This window comes from Bacillus sp. F9_6S_D1_P_5, from assembly GCF_054823925.1.
Window position 1 is genome coordinate 186235 of record NZ_JBTREW010000007.1, and the last position, 20522, is coordinate 206756.

Annotated in this window: 21 protein-coding genes, 1 pseudogene and 2 other annotated features; of the genes and pseudogenes, 17 read left to right on the forward strand and 5 right to left on the reverse strand. The window is 34.2% G+C overall.

Annotation, left to right across the window (positions count from 1 at the left end; translation table 11 throughout):
* Positions 1–36 precede the first annotated feature (36 nt).
* Positions 37–483 (forward strand): DUF6376 family protein, encoded by a 447-nt coding sequence (locus ACUXEY_RS11095; RefSeq protein WP_166702617.1) that lies wholly within the window; start codon positions 37–39, stop codon positions 481–483.
* Positions 484–569: 86 nt separating this feature from the next.
* Here the strand turns inward: ACUXEY_RS11095 and ACUXEY_RS11100 are convergent, their stop codons facing one another.
* Positions 570–1571 (reverse strand): S66 family peptidase, encoded by a 1002-nt coding sequence (locus tag ACUXEY_RS11100; protein WP_461300683.1) that lies wholly within the window; start codon positions 1569–1571, stop codon positions 570–572.
* Between the two features lie 188 nt (positions 1572–1759).
* Between ACUXEY_RS11100 and ACUXEY_RS11105 the strand changes: the two genes are divergently transcribed.
* Positions 1760–2713, forward strand: coding sequence for a D-alanyl-D-alanine carboxypeptidase family protein (locus ACUXEY_RS11105; protein WP_166702621.1), 954 nt, complete (start codon positions 1760–1762; stop codon positions 2711–2713).
* Positions 2714–2958: 245 nt separating this feature from the next.
* Positions 2959–3561, forward strand: coding sequence for a nitroreductase family protein (locus ACUXEY_RS11110; protein WP_208326580.1), 603 nt, complete (start codon positions 2959–2961; stop codon positions 3559–3561).
* Positions 3562–3608: 47 nt separating this feature from the next.
* On the opposite strand, the gene ACUXEY_RS11115 is transcribed toward ACUXEY_RS11110, so the two are convergent.
* A complete protein-coding gene (locus tag ACUXEY_RS11115; RefSeq protein ID WP_166702625.1) occupies positions 3609–3779 on the reverse strand; it encodes a DNA mismatch repair protein MutT in 171 nt (56 codons plus the stop codon).
* Positions 3780–4477: 698 nt separating this feature from the next.
* Here ACUXEY_RS11115 and entFM point away from each other — a divergent pair.
* Positions 4478–5764, forward strand: coding sequence for an enterotoxin EntFM (gene entFM, locus ACUXEY_RS11120; protein WP_429602251.1), 1287 nt, complete (start codon positions 4478–4480; stop codon positions 5762–5764).
* Positions 5765–5863: 99 nt separating this feature from the next.
* Here the strand turns inward: entFM and ACUXEY_RS11125 are convergent, their stop codons facing one another.
* Positions 5864–6628: an alpha/beta fold hydrolase gene (locus ACUXEY_RS11125; protein WP_429602250.1), complete on the reverse strand. Its 765-nt coding sequence runs from the start codon at positions 6626–6628 to the stop codon at positions 5864–5866.
* Between the two features lie 239 nt (positions 6629–6867).
* Here ACUXEY_RS11125 and ACUXEY_RS11130 point away from each other — a divergent pair, with 239 nt between their 5' ends.
* From ACUXEY_RS11130 to hitS, 3 genes are all read left to right on the forward strand, one after another.
* Complete coding sequence (locus tag ACUXEY_RS11130) at positions 6868–8628, forward strand: ABC transporter ATP-binding protein (protein ID WP_461300684.1); 1761 nt, start codon at positions 6868–6870, stop codon at positions 8626–8628.
* Positions 8629–8716: 88 nt separating this feature from the next.
* Positions 8717–9394: an envelope stress response regulator transcription factor HitR gene (hitR, locus tag ACUXEY_RS11135; protein WP_461300685.1), complete on the forward strand. Its 678-nt coding sequence runs from the start codon at positions 8717–8719 to the stop codon at positions 9392–9394.
* Positions 9391–10464, forward strand: a complete 1074-nt coding sequence (hitS, locus tag ACUXEY_RS11140; RefSeq protein WP_461300686.1) for an envelope stress sensor histidine kinase HitS — start codon at positions 9391–9393, stop codon at positions 10462–10464. The genes hitR and hitS overlap by 4 nt, the downstream gene beginning before the upstream one ends.
* Positions 10465–10488: 24 nt before the next feature.
* Here the strand turns inward: hitS and ACUXEY_RS11145 are convergent, their stop codons facing one another.
* The gene (locus tag ACUXEY_RS11145) at positions 10489–11076 is read right to left on the reverse strand and encodes a DUF3139 domain-containing protein (RefSeq protein WP_461300706.1); all 588 of its coding nucleotides are present in this window, start codon (positions 11074–11076) and stop codon (positions 10489–10491) included.
* A gap of 196 nt (positions 11077–11272) precedes the next feature.
* Between ACUXEY_RS11145 and ACUXEY_RS11150 the strand changes: the two genes are divergently transcribed.
* From ACUXEY_RS11150 to ACUXEY_RS11170, 5 genes and pseudogenes are all read left to right on the forward strand, one after another.
* Positions 11273–11992: a 3-ketoacyl-ACP reductase gene (locus ACUXEY_RS11150; protein ID WP_000818985.1), complete on the forward strand. Its 720-nt coding sequence runs from the start codon at positions 11273–11275 to the stop codon at positions 11990–11992.
* Positions 11993–12134: 142 nt separating this feature from the next.
* Positions 12135–12230, forward strand: a pseudogene (locus ACUXEY_RS11155) (O-methyltransferase); the annotation flags it as partial.
* A gap of 135 nt (positions 12231–12365) precedes the next feature.
* On the forward strand, positions 12366–13238 hold the full coding sequence (locus ACUXEY_RS11160; RefSeq protein WP_461300687.1) for an aminoglycoside 6-adenylyltransferase: 873 nt from the start codon (positions 12366–12368) through the stop codon (positions 13236–13238).
* A gap of 117 nt (positions 13239–13355) precedes the next feature.
* Positions 13356–14183 carry a peptidoglycan-N-acetylglucosamine deacetylase gene (locus ACUXEY_RS11165; RefSeq protein WP_461300688.1) on the forward strand — a complete coding sequence of 276 codons (828 nt, stop codon included), beginning with the start codon at positions 13356–13358 and terminating at the stop codon, positions 14181–14183.
* A 71-nt stretch (positions 14184–14254) separates the two neighbouring features.
* Positions 14255–14593, forward strand: coding sequence for an SdpI family protein (locus ACUXEY_RS11170; RefSeq protein WP_461300707.1), 339 nt, complete (start codon positions 14255–14257; stop codon positions 14591–14593).
* Positions 14594–14641: 48 nt separating this feature from the next.
* Here ACUXEY_RS11170 and ACUXEY_RS11175 read toward each other — a convergent pair whose 3' ends face one another.
* A complete protein-coding gene (locus ACUXEY_RS11175) occupies positions 14642–15250 on the reverse strand; it encodes an NUDIX hydrolase (protein ID WP_376906987.1) in 609 nt (202 codons plus the stop codon).
* A gap of 82 nt (positions 15251–15332) precedes the next feature.
* Between ACUXEY_RS11175 and ACUXEY_RS11180 the strand changes: the two genes are divergently transcribed.
* The 5 genes from ACUXEY_RS11180 (at position 15333) to ACUXEY_RS11200 (ending at position 20497) form a co-directional block, all read left to right on the forward strand.
* Entirely contained in the window at positions 15333–15971 is a 639-nt protein-coding gene (locus ACUXEY_RS11180; RefSeq protein WP_461300689.1) for a pyridoxamine 5'-phosphate oxidase family protein, read from the forward strand.
* A 234-nt stretch (positions 15972–16205) separates the two neighbouring features.
* Positions 16206–16437, forward strand: a binding site (T-box leader).
* A gap of 114 nt (positions 16438–16551) precedes the next feature.
* Positions 16552–16783, forward strand: a binding site (T-box leader).
* A 155-nt stretch (positions 16784–16938) separates the two neighbouring features.
* On the forward strand, positions 16939–18234 hold the full coding sequence (locus ACUXEY_RS11185; RefSeq protein WP_461300690.1) for a homoserine dehydrogenase: 1296 nt from the start codon (positions 16939–16941) through the stop codon (positions 18232–18234).
* Positions 18227–19285 (forward strand): threonine synthase, encoded by a 1059-nt coding sequence (gene thrC / locus ACUXEY_RS11190; protein WP_461300691.1) that lies wholly within the window; start codon positions 18227–18229, stop codon positions 19283–19285. The genes ACUXEY_RS11185 and thrC overlap by 8 nt, the downstream gene beginning before the upstream one ends.
* Positions 19282–20175: a homoserine kinase gene (gene thrB / locus ACUXEY_RS11195; RefSeq protein ID WP_166705523.1), complete on the forward strand. Its 894-nt coding sequence runs from the start codon at positions 19282–19284 to the stop codon at positions 20173–20175. Before thrC ends, thrB begins: the two co-directional genes overlap by 4 nt.
* Positions 20176–20287: 112 nt before the next feature.
* On the forward strand, positions 20288–20497 hold the full coding sequence (locus tag ACUXEY_RS11200; protein ID WP_113712372.1) for a DUF6366 family protein: 210 nt from the start codon (positions 20288–20290) through the stop codon (positions 20495–20497).
* Positions 20498–20522 lie beyond the last annotated feature (25 nt).

Sequence of the window (20522 nt, forward strand, 5' to 3'; positions counted from 1 at the left end):
AAGTACAGACAAGTATAAAGACGAAGGGAGTCGAAAATGAAAATCAAATCAATTTTATTAGTATGTATAGTTTCAATTGGTTTAATGGGATGTTCAATAGTAGAAGAAGGGAAAAACTCCCTAGATTATGCTCAAAAAGCGACAGACTATGTAAATGAAATAAGTGCATTTGCAAATGATGCACCAGCATTAGCTGAACAGGCTGTTAATGATAGCGAAGCCCGAAAAGAATTAGAAACGAAGCTTAGTGAAATTAAGCAAGATATACCCGCTTTCAATGAATTAACACCACCTGATGTAGCAAAGGATCTTCATCAGCAAATCGTTGGATATAACGAAAAGTTAAATACATTAATTGATACGGCGATGACGAAGATAGAAGAAGGAAAAGTGAATGTAGAAGAGTTTAAAAACTCTGAGCTTATGCAGACGATAGATCAAGTTCGTGAATTGAAAGACAAGGTTCAAAATTTAGGGCAATAATAAAAAAGGCTCCGTAATGAACGGAGCCTTTTTTGTTTCCTAATGGAAACGTGTATAATATTTTCTTCCTATAGTATAAGCGTCGTCTATATCTTCCATTTTTCTAAAATATGTATTGTTTTATTAGTTACATCCATGTTTATTTGAACACCTAAAGGCAAAGTGATCATCGGATGGGTATGACAACAATCAAAGTCAGCAAGTAAAGGAATTCTTTGATTTTGCAGTACTTCTAATAATATTTCGTAAGGTTTGCGATTTGTACCACAATCATCAAATTGCTCATGTTTTCCAAGAAGTATACCTGAAACTTTATTAAATACACCGTTAATTTTAAGCAATGAAAAGCTTCTTTCAATAGTAGCTGCATCTTTTGAGCTATCTTCAATAAATAAAATATCGCCTTCTTGAATGCTTGGCATATAAGGGCTACCCCAAATTCCTTCTATTGTATTTAAGTTCCCACCAATAATACGTCCAGTAGCTTGTCCATTTGTTACAGAAATCCAATTGTTGGGTCTACGTTCTTTTTCTTTCGTCTTCTCTTCCCAATTAATAAATTCATCTGACCAAAATAAAGGTGGTTTTATGTTGTAAGGAAGTGCTTGATCATGTAGTAATGTTTTTGCAAAATATTTGTATGTATAATCAACAAAAGGTTCAAATTCTCCAAAGGAGGGGACGAGTGCTGGACCATAAAATGTTGGAATGCCTGTTTTTGCATAAATTCCAAGTAATAAAGCTGTTGCATCTGAATAACCAATCATTATTTTAGGGTTATTTTGAAAAGCGTCATAATCAATATAAGGTAATATTGAATTAGAATTCATACCGCCAATTGTCGACATAATACAAGATATATTAGGATTTCTTATTAAAGCATTCAGTTCCTCGGCACGCTCTTGTATACTGCCAGAACGGTAATAATCATATCGACCTGTTAGTGGACCTTCTAATATGTGAAATCCTTTCTGTTGTAAGTAAGATTTCGATCGTTCAAATCTTTTTGGAGAAGTATAGGTTGCTGGAGAAGAAGGTGAGTAAATCCCAATTGTGTCTCCGTATTTTAATGATTTTGGAAGTAGCATTGTAAGAATCCTTTCTATTATATAGTTAATTTACGATGATTCATCATTTAATATTCTTATATTTCGGTATTTTCAGTGTAACATAACTGTATTATATGAATAAATATGCTTTTTACCTTGACGGTATAAAGTAATTATTGTTATGGTTAAACGTGAGTGTATAAAAGGTTTGCTAAAGGAGTTTTGAAATGAAGCGGTTAAAATGGGGAAGGCTGACGATCCTAGTAGTCATTATTTTAGGGATATGTTGGTTCTTATTCCAAGGAACTCAAAAGAGTGCAACAAAAATAGAGGGACAACCTTTACAGGTGGCAGAACTACCTAAAACAGGATTAGCTGAAAAAGTAGTTCCACCAAAGTACATACCACCGGAAATTGATGCAAAAGCAGCTATGATTATTGATGCGAGTAATGGAGATGTTATTTATCAACATAATGAGAATGAAGCTTTTGCACCAGCAAGTATGTCTAAGATGATGACAGCCTACCTTCTATTAGAAAATGTACACAATGGGAAAGTTCGCTGGGAAGATTCGGTGAAAATGAGTGCGAAAGCGGCACAAACAGAGGGTGCGAGAATCCCGGTCCAAGTTAATGACACATTAACTGTTAAAGATTTGTACCATGCATTAATGATTGAATCAGCAAATAATTCGGCTGTGGCTTTAGCAGAACATATGGCAAAAACAGAGAAAGATTTCGTTCAGCTTATGAATGAAAAAGCAAAGCAGTTAAAAATGTCGGAGTATGCTAAATTCGCAAATGCATCAGGACTACAAGAACCTGATGGAAGTGAGACGAAGATGACAGCTGCTGATGTAGCAAAATTGGCGTATAATCTTATAAAAGATTATCCAGAAATATTAGAAGTGACTCACTTGCGTCAAAGTCAGTTAGCATTTAACAATATTAATGTTATAAGTACAAATGATATGTTAAACAAAAATAATAAAGCTTTATATATAGAAGGAATAGACGGATTAAAAACAGGATTTACAGATAGCGCGGGGTATTGTTTCACGGGTACAGCAAAACAAGGTGATACTCGTATTATTACAGTTGTTATGGGAACGAAAGGTAAAACGAAGCGTTTTACAGAGACGAATAAGCTAATGACTTATGCATTTGGTTTAGTTAATTAAGTAAAATATTGGGTTAAATCATCATTTAAGAAAGGCAATTTGTTGTTACTTATTATTAGTAACAACAAATTGTCTTTTTATTTTTAGCGTTAGGAAGTGAAAAGGTAAAAATATGAGTATTATTATTTGAGTTTATTATTGTTTGTTGATATTCTAAAGTTAGAAACTTATTAATGATAAGTTTTGAGTGGCGTAATACGATGTGTACATATGAAAAAGCCTCAAATGAAAAATTGGAGGGAATTATGATGGCAAAAGATTTTTACTCAGCAATTGAAGACAGAAGATCTATTTACGCAATTAGTAAAGAGCAAGTAGTTTCTGATGAGAAAATTCAAGAAGTGATTTATCATGCTGTAAAACATACACCTTCAGCTTTTAACTCTCAGAGCGCCCGCGTTGTCGTCTTACTAGGAGAACAACATGATAAGTTATGGGATATTACGAAAGAGACGTTACGAAAAATTGTACCTGAAAATAATTTTGCATCTACTGAAGAAAAAATGAATGCATTTAAAAGTGGTTATGGAACGGTTTTATACTTCGAAGATAGTCAAGTAGTGGAAGAACTGCAAGAAAACTTTGCCTTATATAAAGAGAATTTTCCAATTTGGTCTCAGCAATCCTCAGGAATGTTACAATTTGCAATTTGGACAGCTTTAGAAATTGAAGGATTTGGTGCTACATTGCAGCATTACAATCCATTAATTGATGGAGAAGTGAGAAAAGAATGGGAAGTTCCAGAAAGCTGGAAACTTACTGCGCAAATGCCGTTTGGCAAACCAGCGGTACCTGCAGGTGAAAAAGAATACCAACCATTAGAAACTCGTGTGAAAATTTATAAATAGTGTAGGAACGATAAAAGGTGAACAGAATTATAATTCTGTTCACCTTTTTATAAGTAGTAAGGATTTTTTTGATAGGAATTTTTCATCTGATTTTTTAATTTGTTTTTACGTGTTTCAATAGTTGATATTTTTTGTAAGGTGATAATTGAAACGAATTGAAAAAAAGCATAGTACAGTTCTATATTTTTATTGATAGGATCATCTATTATATTTTTCATAAATATACCTCCTTTTTGATTCCACTATTTGCGGGCAATAAGACTTCCATCTCAAAATTCAATGCATCGGACCTTTAAAAGTTCGATAGGTTTCAGTGCAGGGCAAAAAAATTGTATGAATTAAAATACTACTATATATATGATAATATAAATATCCTGCAAATTCCATATATAGTTAAAAATGGGTAGTGGAGTGTTTGTTTTCGTCAAATTAGAACAGAATTATTAAAGTTAAATCTTACAAATCGTCAAATCTTTTAAAAGCGATAGACAGTATAAAAAATAGTTTTCTAAAAATATTATACTATTGATAAAAAAAGCATTTTTTGTCATGATAAGAGTATGCTTCATGGAAATAACTTTACTAGGAAATGCATTCTTTGCATTGCATTAGATTAATAGAGTTTTTCGGAGTGTATAGGGAAATGTATATTAAGATAATGAATGAAATGTCGAATTTTCAATGAAATACATAAGGAATTTGAAAAAAGCATTGCAAAAATACTAAGTTTAATGGTAAAGTTCACATGAAGTTCACACGGAATTCACTTCATTCATTTAAAATGAACTCTGTGTGAAAAATAAAACTCTTGCTAAAAAATGGAACTTAATGAATATTTTACTTTGATAATATTGTAAAGTATTAAGTTTATAAGTTTTTTTAAGAGGATAGTAGGGAAAGGAAGTAAAGACAACTTATGAAAAAAGTAATTGCAGGTTTAGCAGCAGCTTCTGTAGTGGGTGTTGCAGTTCCAGGTATGGATTCTGCTCAAGCACAAGTTTCAAACGAGGCGCTAAAAGAAATTAATGGACAAAATCAAACTCAAAATCAAACGACTGTAACTGAAACAAAAACTGTAGAAACAAAATCTGACTTAAAATACACAGTAACTGCTGATGTATTAAATGTTCGTTCAGGTGCTGGTACAGGACATAACGTGATTTCTAAAGTGAAATCAGGTCAAGTACTACAAGTAATTGGACAAGAAAACGGTTGGTTTAAAGTAACTGTAAACGGTCAAACTGGTTATGTAAGTGGTGACTTCGTAACGACTGGTGGTAAAACAGGAACTACTGTTCAACAAGGAACTGGTACTTACACAGTAAACGTTTCTTCACTAAATGTACGTACAGGCCCAAGTACATCTCATACAGTATTAGGCTCTGTAAATAAAGGTAAAACAGTACAAGTTGTTGGTGAAGTACAGGATTGGTTTAAAATCAACTTCAATGGTGGAACTGGATACGTAAGCAAAGACTTCGTAACAAAAGGTGGTTCTGCTGTATCTAACCAAACACAACAACCAACTACAAACAACAATACTACTACAGTTCAAACTGGTGGTTCTTATGTTGTTAACACTGGTGCTTTAAAAGTGCGTACAGGCCCAGCTACATACAATGCTGTAATCGGTGGCGTAACACAAGGTAAAGTATTAAACGTTACTGGCGCTGAAAATGGTTGGTACAAAATTAACCATAACGGCCGTACAGGTTACGTAAGTGCAGACTTCGTTAAGTTTGTAAAAGGCGGAGTAAACAACGTTACGAATAACAATAACGTTACAAATAACGTTCAACAACCAGGTAAAGACGTACAAAAACCAACAACAGGTGGAAATACATCTTCAATCGCTGGATTCGCTAGATCTTTAAATGGTTCACCATACAGAACTGCTGGTACAACACCTGCTGGTTTTGACTGCAGTGGATTCATTCACTACGTATTAAATCAAACTGGTCATAAAGGTGCTCGTCAAACAGTTGCTGGATACTGGAGCTCTAAAACAAAGACTAGCAATCCACAACCAGGCGATTTAGTATACTTCCAAAATACTTATAAATCAGGTCCTTCTCACATGGGCGTTTACTTAGGAAACGGACAGTTCATTAGTGCAGAAACTGATGCAACTGGCGTACGTATTAGTTCTGTAAGTAACTCTTACTGGAGCAAGCACCTATTAGGTTACACAAAAGCATACTAAGAAAAAGTAGTTTTATATACTTTTCGTATAGAGAAAAGGCTTTCCAGGGAAACTTGGGAAGCCTTTTTATAGTTGAATAAATTGGGAATGTAGTAGTTTTTACTGTAACTTCCCATTTAAAAATCGAGCGTATAGGTCATGAAAGTAGTTCGGCCGAAATAAGTTTGCTGCATGTCCTGCAAGTGGTATTTCTTTATATAAAACGTTAGGAAGAATAGATTTTAAATCAAAAAGACAAGATTTATAGAGATGATCATGTTCACCCATTACCCATAGAATAGGGTGGGGAAGTGATTTTAATTTAGATTTCAAGTCGAATTCTAACCGGTGTCGTAATGATTGGGCAATAATTGATGAATGTAATTGCAATCCGAAACGATAATAAATATTTCTTGAAATGACTGCAAACGGATTTGCCTTTAATATGCCACTTGGAAAAATAGTATTTGCGTATTGAGAGAGCCATTTAGAGTAATCGTCTCCTCGCTTCTCCCAAAACTTTTGAAATACGTTATATAAAAGGGAAGGGTTATTATAATGTCCACCAATATGACAAATGCTCAAAACTTTTTCTGGATGCATTTGTGCAAAAATAGTAGAGATATAACAGCCGTAACTTAGAGCGCAAATATGTGCTTTTTGAATACCTTCTTTTTCATATAATTTCAATAGTTGATCTACGAGGCGCTGTAATGAAAATTCAATAGCTTCTCCTTTATCATCGCCGTGACCTAATAAGTCATAAGTAATAACGTTGTACGAGGCGGAAAATCGTTTATGCTCTTTTTTGAAGGCACGACGATTGCCGACTAATCCATGAATAAAAATAATTGTTTCCTTTTCGGAATGTATATTTGTTTGCAAAAAGGATACTCCTTTCAATAACGGGAGATTTATATAGTATTGTAAATTGGTTATTTATAATTCACATAGAATAATATTTAGTACTAGGTAATAATATCAGATATTTATATCTGTTGTAAAGATACGTTTGTATGTATATTTTGTAAAAACAGAAAAAGTGTGTTTACATTCAGTTTACATTCGTATTGTATTCTATTTTTAGAAAGAACAGTTTGGTTTAACACGAGGAGATGAACATAATGGAAGTTAAAAATGAAATGAAGAAAAAAGGGAGCTGGAGGCAGTTTTTACGCCTTATTCAAGATACAAATCCTCCAAAGGGGATTCTTGCTTTTGCATTATTAATGAGTTTGCTTTCTACAGGAGCGAGTTTATTTATACCGATGTTAACGAAGGGGCTAGTAGATAATTTCTCACTTTCGTCAATTAGTACAGGGCAAATTGTTGGGCTAGTTGCATTCTTTATTATGCAAACTATAGCTGCAGGATTATCTATATATTTATTAAATTATATAGGACAGAAGATTGTAGCTGGACTAAGAGAACGTTTGTGGAAAAAGGTGCTTATTTTACCGGTAACTTATTATGATCAAAATAGAACAGGCGATACAATTAGCCGTATGACAAATGATACAGGAGTTGTGAAAACATTAATTTCTGAGCACTTGTCAAACTTATTAACAGGTGGTATTTCAATTGTCGGATCTTTAATTGTACTATTTGTTTTAGATTGGAAAATGACACTTTTACTTTTAACTGTTATTCCATTATCAGTACTTATTTTAGTTCCACTTGGACGAAAAATGTATAAGATTTCAAAAGCACTTCAAGATGAAACGGCTTCTTTTACTAGTGTATTAACACAAGTGTTATCAGAAATTCGTTTAGTAAAATCTTCGAACACAGAAAAAAGGGAATATGAAACTGGAAATAAAGGTATTGAAAAGTTATTGCAATTTGGTTTGAAAGAAGGTAAAGTGCAAGCGTTAATTTCACCAGTTATGTCGTTTGTTTTAATGGCATTGCTTGTTATTATCGTAGGGTATGGTGGAATGCGTGTTTCTAGCGGTGCATTAACTACAGGTGAACTTGTAGCGTTTATTTTATATTTAGTCCAAATTATAATGCCAATGAGTCAACTATCTATGTTCTTTACACAATTCCAAAAGGCAATTGGTGCAACGGAAAGAATTAATACAATTTTAGAATATGAAGTAGAAAATCATGAAACTGGTGTGAAGATTACAGATGCTAAGCAGCCAATCGTACTTGAAAATGTACATTTCGAGTATAACGAAGAAGAGCAAGTGTTAAAGAATATTGATTTTACAATTGAATCAGGAAAAGTAACAGCAATCGTAGGACCAAGTGGTAGTGGGAAAACGACGTTATTCTCGTTATTAGAACGTTTTTATGAGCCGACTAGCGGTGCTATTAAATTAGGAAAAGACTCAATTAAGAATTATTCACTACAATCATGGCGACGTCAAATTGGTTACGTTTCACAAGATAGTCCGTTAATCGATGGAACAATTCGTGATAACATTTGTTACGGTGTTGAGGGCGAAGTGACAGATGAAGAAATTGAAAAAGTAGCAGCGATGGCATATGTTGATGCATTTATTCACGATTTGCCAAATGGATATGCAACAGAAGTTGGAGAACGTGGTGTGAAGCTTTCTGGAGGACAAAGACAGCGAATTGCGATTGCCCGAGCGTTACTTCGAAATCCACAAATTCTTATGTTAGATGAAGCAACTTCTAGTTTAGATAGTAAATCAGAGTCTGTCGTTCAAAAGGCGTTAAATAACTTAATGAAAGGGAGAACAACGTTAGTTATTGCACATAGACTTTCTACTGTTGTAGATGCAGATAAAATTATCTTTATAGAAAAAGGGAATCTTACAGGAAGCGGTACACATGATGAATTGTTACGCACACATGACATGTATCGTGAATTTGCAACGCAACAATTGAAAATTAAAGAGGCGGCATTATAAAATGAATAATCAGTGGGGAATTTGCTTCACTGATTATTTGTTTTTAACAGTAATAAAATAGATGTTGAGTAGAAAGGAAATGGTTCTTTTGATACCTAAAATATTAATTGTGGACGACGATCCGCATATTAGAGAACTTGTTTCTGTATTTTTAGAACGAGAAGGTTTTCAAACATATGAGGCAATTGATGGACTAGATGCACTTCAGAAAATAGATGAAGTAAAAGTTGATATGGTTATTCTTGATATCATGATGCCAAATATGGATGGATTTGATGTATGTTTTGAATTAAGGAAGTACTATGATATTCCGATTTTGATGCTAACTGCTAAAGGGGAAACGTGTCAAAAAGTAAAAGGATTTCACCTTGGCACGGATGATTATCTTGTAAAACCATTTGATCCGATAGAATTAGTAGTGAGAGTTAAGGCTTTATTGAAACGTTACCAAATTACAGTGTCGCAATCGATTCAAGTTGGAAATGTATTGTTAAATCGTAAAACATTTGAAGTTTCAGTTGGAGAACAAACGGTTACGTTACCGCTGAAAGAATTCGAATTGCTCTTTACTTTAGGTTCTAAAGCGGGAAGAACTTGTTCGAGAGAGCAATTAATTGAAGACGTATGGGGATATGATTTTGAAGGGAATGGACGTACACTAGACGTTCATATAAACCGGTTACGTGAGAAGTTTCAAGAAGAGAAGTCGAAATTTAGTATTAAAACGATAAGAGGTTTAGGATATCGCTTAGAGGTAAGTAAATGAGGAATAGAAAACGAATGGGTAAGTTGAAGATGTTGAAAGTAACAGGAGCGATAATAGCGCTCTTTTCTTTTCTCACTATAATTTGGTCTATCGCGTTTTATGTAGCAACTAGTATATTGAATGCTCTTGAAATACATGTATCGCCGTTTGTTGCCTTTCTAATTAGTGATATGGTCGGTTTTGTATTTATTGTTCTTATTTGGACATTGTTTGGGATATTAATGAAGCCAAAACGACAGGCAATGATTTGGACGATTATTGAACCGATACAAAAAATTGCAAAAGGAGACTTCTCCGTAAAAATACGAAATGAAGAAAAGTATGATGGAGAAATTGGTGTGCTCGTAAAAAGTATAAATGATATGACAGATGAACTAAATGCGATGGAGAAAATGCGTCAGGAATTTGTATCGAATGTTTCACATGAAATACAGTCACCATTAACTTCTATAAAAGGATTTGCTAGAGCACTACAAGATGATAATCTTTCCGAGGAAAAAAGAAAGCATTATCTTACCATTATTGAAACAGAAACGACGAGATTATCCAAGTTAAGTCAAAATTTACTGAAACTAACTCTTTTAGAATCGGAAGAGTATACACCAGAAAGAGTGCCTTATCGATTAGATCAACAGTTAAAACAAATTGTATTAAATAGTGAACCGCTCTGGGCTGAAAAAGAAATTGAATTAGAACTTGATTTGGATAAAGTACATGTTACTGCCGATCAAGAAAGTATGAGTCAAGTGTGGATCAATTTAATTCATAATAGCATTAAATTCACGCCAAATTGTGGCACGATTACAATTCAGCTAAAAGAACGAGTGAAATTAGTAGAAGTGCGTATACGTGATACGGGAATTGGTATTTCAGAAGAACAAAAACAACATATATTTGAACGGTTCTTTAAAGCTGATTCTTCACGAAATCGTGCTTATGGGGGAAGTGGCTTAGGTTTGGCCATCGTAAAAAAAGTACTCGACCTTCATCAAGGAGAAATAAAAGTCGAGAGTGAGGAAGGGAATGGGACGGAATTTATTGTTTGTATTCCGAATTATGAAGAGGGATAGTGTTAGGAGGGAATCCTTCTAACACTATTTCTCTTTAAAAATGCATTTCCCATTACTGCAACTATATTGATAAGCTTTTCCTTCGTTATTCATACGGTATGAGTAGTCTGATTCTTTATCTTTCTTAAAGTCAACGTATGCTGCTACACCGTTTTTATTATCATCGATATCAACGAATTGAACGTGGCGTATAGAATAATCTTTCTTTTCACTTAAACCACTTTCTTGCAAGTTTTTATGAATACCATCTACTAACTCGTCAAACAATGACCAGTTTAAATTAAGATTTTCAAATGACTCAGTATGCCTTCCTAAAATGCCGTTGTCTTGTATTATTTTTTTATTATTATCGTATGTATAAGAGTATGTAAAATAAGGTTCGTCTTTATATACGACTTCTGCATAATAGCCGATATTATAAAGGGGAGTATATTTTCCGGTTATGCTTTGTATGTCTTTTTGCTTATATCCTTTTATAGTATGGAGATATTCGCTAGTATCTTTTTCTATTACTTTATAATGTAGTGGATTACCAAATATAAAGTGCATAGCCAAAAATATGATACATAGTCCGACTGCAGTTAGTGACAAGAACCATTTTTTTCTTTTTATAGAAATACACTCTCCTATGTGGAATTTATTACTATTTTACATGAATTATGGAAAAAACATGAGAATTATAAATAAAAACTTTCTATAGTTACCTACAAGTAACCTACGCACATGAAAGTGCATCATTGCCTTTTTACATAAACATAGATACAATTTTAATATAATACATAACTGAGATGATTAAGGAGTGTTATACTTGGCAGAATTATTACAAGGCAAAAATGCTTTAATTACAGGAGCAGGTAGAGGGATTGGTCGTGCTGTAGCGATTGCATTAGCGAAAGAGGGCGTAAATGTCGGTCTTTTAGCTCGTTCAGAAGAAAACTTAAAAGCTGTTGCGAAAGAAGTAGAAGCAGAAGGCGTAAAAGCTGTTATTGCGACTGCTGATGTTTCTTCATACGAAGAAGTGACTACTGCGATTGAGACGTTAAAAAACGGCTTAGGATCTATCGATATTTTAATTAATAACGCTGGTATTTCTAAATTCGGTAAGTTTTTAGAATTAGACGTTGCTGATTGGGAAAAAATCATTCAAGTAAACTTAATGGGTGTATACTATGCAACTCGTGCAGCTTTACCAAGTATGATTGAACAACAATCTGGTGATATCATTAACATTTCATCTACAGCAGGACAAAAAGGTGCACCTGTAACAAGTGCATATAGTGCTTCTAAATTTGGTGTTCTTGGCTTAACGGAATCGTTAGCGATGGAAGTTCGCAAACATAACATTCGTGTAACAGCTTTAACTCCAAGTACAGTAGCAACCGATATGGCTGTAGATTTAGGATTAACTGACGGAAATCCAGATAAAGTAATGCAAGCAGAAGATATTGCAGAGTTTATCGTAGCGCAGCTGAAATTAAATAAACGTACATTTATTAAATCAGCTGGACTTTGGTCTACAAATCCGTAAGGGATAAATGTATAAATTAAAGAAGGGATATTTATTCTGTAATGGAGTAGATGTCCCTTCTTTATTTTTACATGAAACGAAATGCTCTGTATAATCTAATGTAAATGATAAATAGCTTTAAAAAGGAATATTTTGTTTCTAAGAATTAATAGCTGCTGAGCCATGTGTTAGGGCTACAGCGCTTCAAACTGTCGGAAGTAAAGGCTATGATGGATTTGTAATCGCAGTCGTAAAATAATGACGAAAGGAGATAAAAAAGTGAAAAAGAAATTTCAAAAATTATAACATGTATCGTGTGCAACACAGCTAGCTCGTGGACCTCCAACACACTTAAAAATATAAGATTATATTAAAAATTGGAGGTTAGGGATAGATGAGAACTGAAAAAGAAATGATAGACTTAATTATGAATACAGCAAAAGAGGATGAAAGAATTCGAGTTGTCATCATGAATGGATCACGTGTAAATCCAAATGTGAAAAAAGACTGTTTTCAAGACTATGATATTATTTATGTTGTAGAAGATATACGCTCTTTTACGTCTAATCATAATTGGATATGTAGATTTGGAGAAATAATGATTGTACAAATGCCAGAAGAAATGTCATTAGTTCCTGCGGATGCAGACGGGAAATTTCCGTATTTAATGCAGTTTATAGATGGGAACCGAATCGATTTAACGTTAGTTCCATTAGATTTAATAGATATATTTGTAGGGCAAGATAGTTTAAGTGAACTGCTTCTGGATAAAGATAATTGTATGGTTGAATTTCCACCAGCAAGCGATAAAGACTACTTAATAAAAAAGCCTACAGAAAAAGAGTTTTTAGATTGCTGTAATGAATTTTGGTGGTGTAGTACGAATGTGGCAAAAGGACTATGGAGAGAAGAACTTTCTTATGCGAAAGGAATACTTGATGGTCCGGTGCGAGATATGTTCATCGTAATGCTAGAATGGCATATTGGTATGAAAACAGACTTTACAGTTAATACAGGTAAATTTGGAAAGCATTTTGAGCAGTATATGGAAAAAGATATGTGGGAGCAATTTAAAAGGACATTTTCTGATGCAGAATATGAAAACATATGGGAATCGTTCTTTGTCATGGGTAATTTATTTAGGGGAGTGGCGAATGAAATTGCTAATGCTTATGGATATCAATACCCGCAAGGTGATGATGACAGAGTGACAAGCTATTTAAAACATGTGAAAGCTTTACCGAAAGAGAGTACATCGATTTATTAATAATAGTAAGCAGTAAGACTGTCCAAATTACGGACAGTCTTATTTTTGTTCATGAATAGGAATTTCTCTAACAAAGTGCAGAGGAATCACATATGAAACTTTAGGGAGGTTTTTATCATGTATTATTTTTATTCGTCACAAATGTTTGCTCCATATCAATGGGGACTAGAACGAGATGTTTCGTACGCCTATATGCCATATAACTCATTTTATTATGGAGACTATATAAGCTCATTGCCATACGCATATATCCCTCAAAATTATGAAGTACAGATGAAAGCAGATGAGCGTGGATCATGGACACCATTTTCTTGGGTCGAAAAATATGCGTATGCATTTTCAGGACCGTACAATAAAGCGGAAGTTGCTCTTACATTTGATGATGGACCAGATTTAGAATTCACGCCAAAAATATTAGATAAGTTAAAACAACATAATGTAAAAGCGACTTTTTTCTTACTTGGTGAAAATGCAGAAAAGTTTCCGAATGTAGTAAAACGTATTTCGAATGAAGGGCATGTAATTGGCAATCATACGTATAGCCATCCTAATTTAGCGAAAGTAAATGATGCTGAGTACCGTAATCAAATTATAAAAACAGAAGAAATATTAAATCGTTTAGCTGGTTATGCACCGAAGTTTATTCGTCCTCCATATGGTGAAATACTTGAAAATCAATTGAAGTGGGCAACAGAGCAAAATTTTATGATTGTACAGTGGAGTGTTGATACAGTTGATTGGAAAGGCGTAAGCGCTGAAACAATTACAAATAATGTGTTAGGGAATTCGTTTCCTGGAAGTGTCATCCTTCAGCATTCAACACCAGGTGGGCATTTACAAGGATCTGTAGATGCATTAGACAAAATCATTCCGCAGTTAAAAACGAAAGGGGCACGTTTTGTAACGCTTCCAAGTATGTTCCAGACATCAAAAGAACGAAAATGAATGTGTTATAAATTGGGGAAAATAGGATTGTGTCGTATAATGAAGGTGTACGTTAGGAGGGGATATAATTGATGTATGCACTAATAAACATAGGAATGAGTATTTTAATAGGTATTATATTTATATTTGCGGCAATTATCCTTCAAAAAAATCCACCGACCGATATTAATGCGGCATATGGTTATCGTACGAAACGATCTATGAAAAATAAGGAATTATGGGATGCGGGTAATAGGTATAGTGCAGAAGTAATGAAGCAAAACGGATTCATCATGATGTTCATTGGAAGTGTTATTAGTATACTGTTTAGATATTCACATACAATGATAGCGATTATGATAGTTATGCTGTTATTAATCATTCGTTTATTTATACGAGTAGAGAGTAGATTAAAAATACTTGAACAATAATGAAAAAATAAGACTCCACGCAATATAATGCTAGGAATCCTATTTTATTTACAAACTATTATTTTCTAGTAATTCTTTTCCTTGTTCAACAACAAATTCATAGTATGCAAGATCATATGGATAAATATCATTAAAAGTTATCGTTATCGGTTTATTGCTCAAAACAGAAGTAGCTGTAAAAGATGAAATCTCTCTTTGTAATAGTTGTAGAAAAGAAGTTGCATGTATTTTCATCACATCGTCTACTTCTTCACCTGGTGCGAATGGAAGTGGATTGATGACATTGTGGAAATACATATGACAAAACTCGCGATCAGTAAGATTTGAAATTTCATAATCTATTTCAAAGATGCCCTTGTATGCTAAATCAGTCGTTTGGAAAGAAAGCCCTAATTCCTCTTCAATTTCACGAAGACCACCAATTTGTACATCTTCATCATGCATAATATGTCCGGCTGAAGTAATATCCCATATATTCGGTGCTTCTTTTTTATTTTTAGAGCGTAATTGGAAATATAAAAACATATCTTCATCATCTTTTTCTACAAACCAACAATGAAATGTTTCGTGCCAATCACCGTCACGATGCACTTCTTCACGTAATTTCTTCCCAAGTATATTTCTTTCAGTATCAAATATTGTTAACCACTCCGTCATTTTAATTCCCCTTTCTGCAAATTTTATTATACAATATTCGTATTGAATTTTGGGAAAATAAAGAAAAAAGGAGAGGTTATAAATGGGTATAGAGAGGACGGAAATAAAATCGATTATTTCAACAGAGGAAGAATTACGAAAAATATTGGGGCAACCAAGTGAGAGAGCGTTAAAGAAAGTTATTTCATCACTAGACCACCATTGCATAGATTTTTTGTCTAAATCTCCTTTTCTAGTATTGTCTACTGCAAATAAATTAGGAAAGTGTGACGCCTCACCAAGAGGAGACGCACCTGGATTTGTTTACGTATTAAATAATAATAAAATTATCATTCCAGAAAGACCAGGCAACCGTCGTATAGACTCCATTTTGAATATTATTTCAAATCCGCACGTAGGGTTACTCTTTTTTATTCCTGGCCTTGGGGAGACGCTCCGAATAAACGGCAGTGCGTATATTACAAACGATGAAGAAATTTTGCAAGAAATGCAGGCGAATGGACGCAATCCGTTACTTGGAATTGTTGTTGAAATAGAAGAGTGTTATATTCATTGTGCAAAAGCTTTTATTCGTTCTAATATGTGGGATCCAGAATCTTGGTTACATAAAAAAGAGTTACCATCAGCAGCAAAAATGTTACTGGAGCATGCGAAAGTGAATGCTTCAGAAGAAGATGTTGCACGTTCTTTAGAAGAAAGTTACACGAAAAGATTGTATTAATAAAATTATATTAATATATTTTATTCCGGCGAGTGTCTATGTGTTTTAAAATGGGATATTTATATATAAACTGTTAATTTATAAGTAGAGAAAATTACAAATAGGTAAATCAATCTGTAGATGAATAACGCTATTGTAAAATATAATAAAAGAAGTTTTTGAAAATAGTTAGTAAAAATAGGCTTGCTTTTTAAAAAGTTGATAACTATAATAAGTTATCAAATAGACATGAACGAAAAAGTAATGATAAGGACATGAAATCATTTTTACGGTTTACAGAGAGGGAAGTCAAGGGTGTGAGCTTCCTAACACGAGAAATGATTTTACCACCTTTGAACTTCAATAGTGAACGAGTAATCTAGTAATTATTGACGGAATCAGCCGTTATCTGAACTTGAGCAATCTAGGGAGAAGTACGTCTAGGTTGGAACAAGGGTGGAACCACGAAAACACATTCGTCCCTTTCCTAGGGATGAGTGTGTTTTTTTATAGATTTTAAGATTGAAAATTAAAAATAATTAAAAAATAGTATTGATTTTGTTTTTTATGCGAGTATAATAAATTAACAAATAAACATGAACGAAAAGTAACGATAAGGACATGAAATCATTTTTACGGTTTACAGAGAGGGAAGCCTAGGGTGTGAGCTTCCTAACACGAGAAATGATTTTACCACCTTTGAACTTCAATAGTGAACGAGCAATCTAGTAATTATTGACGGAATCAGCCGTTATCTGAACTTGAGCAATCTAGGGAGAAGTACATCTAGGTTGGAACAAGGGTGGAACCACGAAAACACATTCGTCCCTTTCCTAGGGATGGGTGTGTTTTTTTTATTACTTTGAAAGGAGGTGCAGTAACATGAAACGATTTGGACGTACGGAAATAACCACCACCTGCATGATTAAAAAGCAGAGCAAGGTGATTGATAGAGATAAATAATAAAATTGTAGGAGGAGATTAGAAGATGAATAACGTTATTAATGTTGGGGTGTTAGGATTAGGTACGGTCGGAAGTGGTGTTGTCCATATTTTGAAAGAACATTATAAAAAAATTGCACTTGATACAGGGTATGAAGTGAAAGTGAAGACAGTCGTTGTACGTGACTTAGAAAAAGAACGTGATGTTTGCATTGATGGAATCGTAGTAACAAGTCATGTCGATGAAGTTCTAAATGATTCAAATATTGATATTGTAGTAGAGGTAATGGGCGGAATTGAAGAAGCAAAGCAGCATATTGTTAAGGCTTTACGAAATAAGAAACATGTCGTAACAGCAAATAAAGATTTAATGGCTGTATACGGTGCAGAGCTTCTCCAGCTGGCGAACGATAATAATTGTGATTTATGTTACGAGGCAAGTGTAGCGGGCGGTATTCCTGTGTTAAGAGGGTTAACAGACGGATTAGCATCAGATCAAATTGAAAAAATAATGGGAATCGTAAATGGCACAACAAATTACATGTTAACAAAGATGAGTCAAAATGGATGGTCGTATGAAGAGGCTTTACAGGAAGCACAAAAATTAGGTTTCGCAGAATCGGATCCAACAGCGGATGTAGATGGACTAGATGCGGCGAGAAAGGTAGCTATTCTTGCAAACTTAGGTTTTTCGATGAATGTTTCTTTAGATGATGTGCAAGTAAGAGGGATTCGAAAGGTCGAAAAAGAAGATTTACAAATGGCTGAAAAATTAGGATTTACTATGAAATTAATTGGGAAAGCAGAGAAACAAGGATCAGCCATTCATTTAAGTGTAGAACCGACTCTTTTACCAAGTCATCATCCATTATCGAATGTAAATAATGAATTTAATGCAGTGTATGTTCACGGGCAAGCGGTAGGAGAAGTAATGTTTTACGGACCTGGAGCTGGGAAGTTACCGACTGGTTCTGCTGTAGTAAGTGATATTATTTCAATCGTTAAAAATATGAATCAAGTTCAGAAAAATAAAAGTGTGCTAAAAGAACCAGAACCGTACGAATTACAGGGAGATGAAGAAGTCGTTTCGAAATATTTCTTACGTATTTCATTACGAGACGAACCAGGGATGTTGCAAAAAATAACAGAATGTTTCGTTAATTATTCCGTAAGTTTAAAAGAAGTTATACAGTTACCTTTAAATCGTGAACTTGCAGAAGTCGTTGTTGTGACACATCAAACTTCAAAATATCAATTTGAACGAGTGCTAGGAGCGATAGAAAATGTCGCAAGTAAAATAAACAGTTATTACATTATTGAGGAGGAAAAACAATATGTATAAAGGATTATTAAAACAGTATGCTTCTTATTTACCGGTGAATGAAAATACACCTGATGTGAGCTTAATGGAAGGAAATACACCGCTTATCCCGTTATTAAATATATCAAAACAATTAGGAATTCAGTTATACGGTAAGTATGAAGGAGCGAATCCGACAGGTTCTTTTAAAGATCGTGGTATGGTAATGGCTGTTGCGAAGGCGAAAGAAGAAGGTTCGGAGGCAATTATTTGTGCATCAACAGGTAATACTTCGGCATCGGCCGCAGCATATGCAGCACGCCTTGGAATGAAATGTATAATCGTAATCCCTGAAGGAAAGATTGCACATGGAAAATTAGCGCAAGCAGTTGCTTACGGAGCTGAAATCATTTCAATAGAAGGAAATTTTGATGATGCACTTAAGGCTGTAAGAAATATTGCTGCAGAAGAGCCGATTACATTAGTAAACTCAGTGAATCCTTATCGAATTGAAGGGCAAAAAACAGCAGCGTTTGAAATTTGTGATCAGTTACAAAGTGCACCAGATGTTTTAGCAATTCCTGTTGGAAATGCCGGAAATATTACAGCGTACTGGAAAGGTTTCTGTGAATATGAGAAAGAAAAAGGCTATAAGAAGCCAAGAATTCACGGATTTGAAGCGGAAGGAGCAGCAGCTATTGTAAAAGGACATGTCATTGAAGAACCTGAAACAATTGCAACAGCGATTCGCATCGGTAACCCAGCAAGTTGGTCATATGCAGTAGAGGCTGCTAAGCAGTCTCACGGTGAAATAGATATGGTATCAGATGAAGAAATATTACATGCGTATAGATTATTAGCAAAATCGGAAGGAGTTTTCGCTGAGCCAGGATCAAATGCTTCATTAGCTGGCGTAATTAAACATGTTCAATCTGGAAAAATCAAAAAAGGAGAAACAGTTGTTGCGGTTTTAACTGGAAATGGCTTGAAAGATCCTAATATCGCAATTTCTTCTAATACATTAGATATTGCAAGTGTTTCAAATGATATAGAACAAATTAAAGAGCATATTAAAGGGGTGATTATGTCGTGATACCATTAAGTATTCGTGTTCCTGCTAGTACAGCGAATGTTGGACCTGGATTTGATTCAGTAGGAATAGCGTTGTCATTGTATTTAAATGTAGTAGTAAAAGAGAAAGCTGATAAATGGCAAGTAATCCATTCCTTTGATGATTCAATTCCGACAGATGATAAAAATTTAATCGTTAGTACGGCATGTAAAGTAAGCCCTTCTTTATCATCCCATATAATAGAAGTTACTAGTAATATCCCATTAACAAGAGGGTTAGGAAGTAGTGCATCAGCAATTGTAGCTGGGATAGAGCTTGCGAATCAACTAGGCAATTTGAATTTAACTACGGATCAAAAAGTACAAATTGCTACAAATTTTGAAGGACATCCTGATAATGTTGCTGCTTCTATATTAGGAGGCACTGTAATCGGAGCACTTGATGGAAAGAATGTTTCGGTTGTAAGAATTGAAAGTAAGGAATTAGGTGTAATTTCTCTTATTCCGAATGAAGAGCTAAATACAGATGAAAGCCGTTCTGTATTACCAGATGTGTTTCCGTTTCATGAAGCTGTTAAGGCTAGTGCGATCAGCAATGTATTAGTAGCTGCGTTTTGTCAAAAGAAATGGGAAGTTGTAGGTGAAATGATGGAAAGAGATCATTTTCACGAGCCGTATCGTTTAGAACTCGTACCGCTATTACCCTCAATCCGTAAATGTGCAAAAGAGTTTGGAGCATACGGCACAGCACTTAGTGGTGCAGGACCATCCATTTTTATATTAACACCGTATGAGAAGCGTCAAGAAATTGCAGAGCAATTAGCGAGAGTATTTATGTCAATGAAAGTGTGTGAGCTAGAAATCGATCATAGAGGTATTACAGTAAATAAAGAAGAACATATAGAACTATAAAAAAGCTAGCATGGCTAGCTTTTTTTGTTGTAAATAGTTTTTCAGTTGGCATATAAAAGAAAAGTAATAATGTATAATTTAGTAAAGTGTGTATTCATTTGGAGGTGATCCTATGAAGCAAGAGTCACCGGAAGAAAAAAGAGAACGTATACGGCAAAGTGAATTGAAAAATAATCCTACTGGTTCTTTAAAGGATGGATTAAACAGAGCTGAAACAGGTAGTCCAGTGGATATGACAGGTGGTATGAATTGGAAAGGTACAGCCTTAGTAATTTTAGTGCTAGCTTTAGGCTATATTATATACACTTATTTTTTTAGTTAAGAAATGTATGTTAATGCCTAGAATT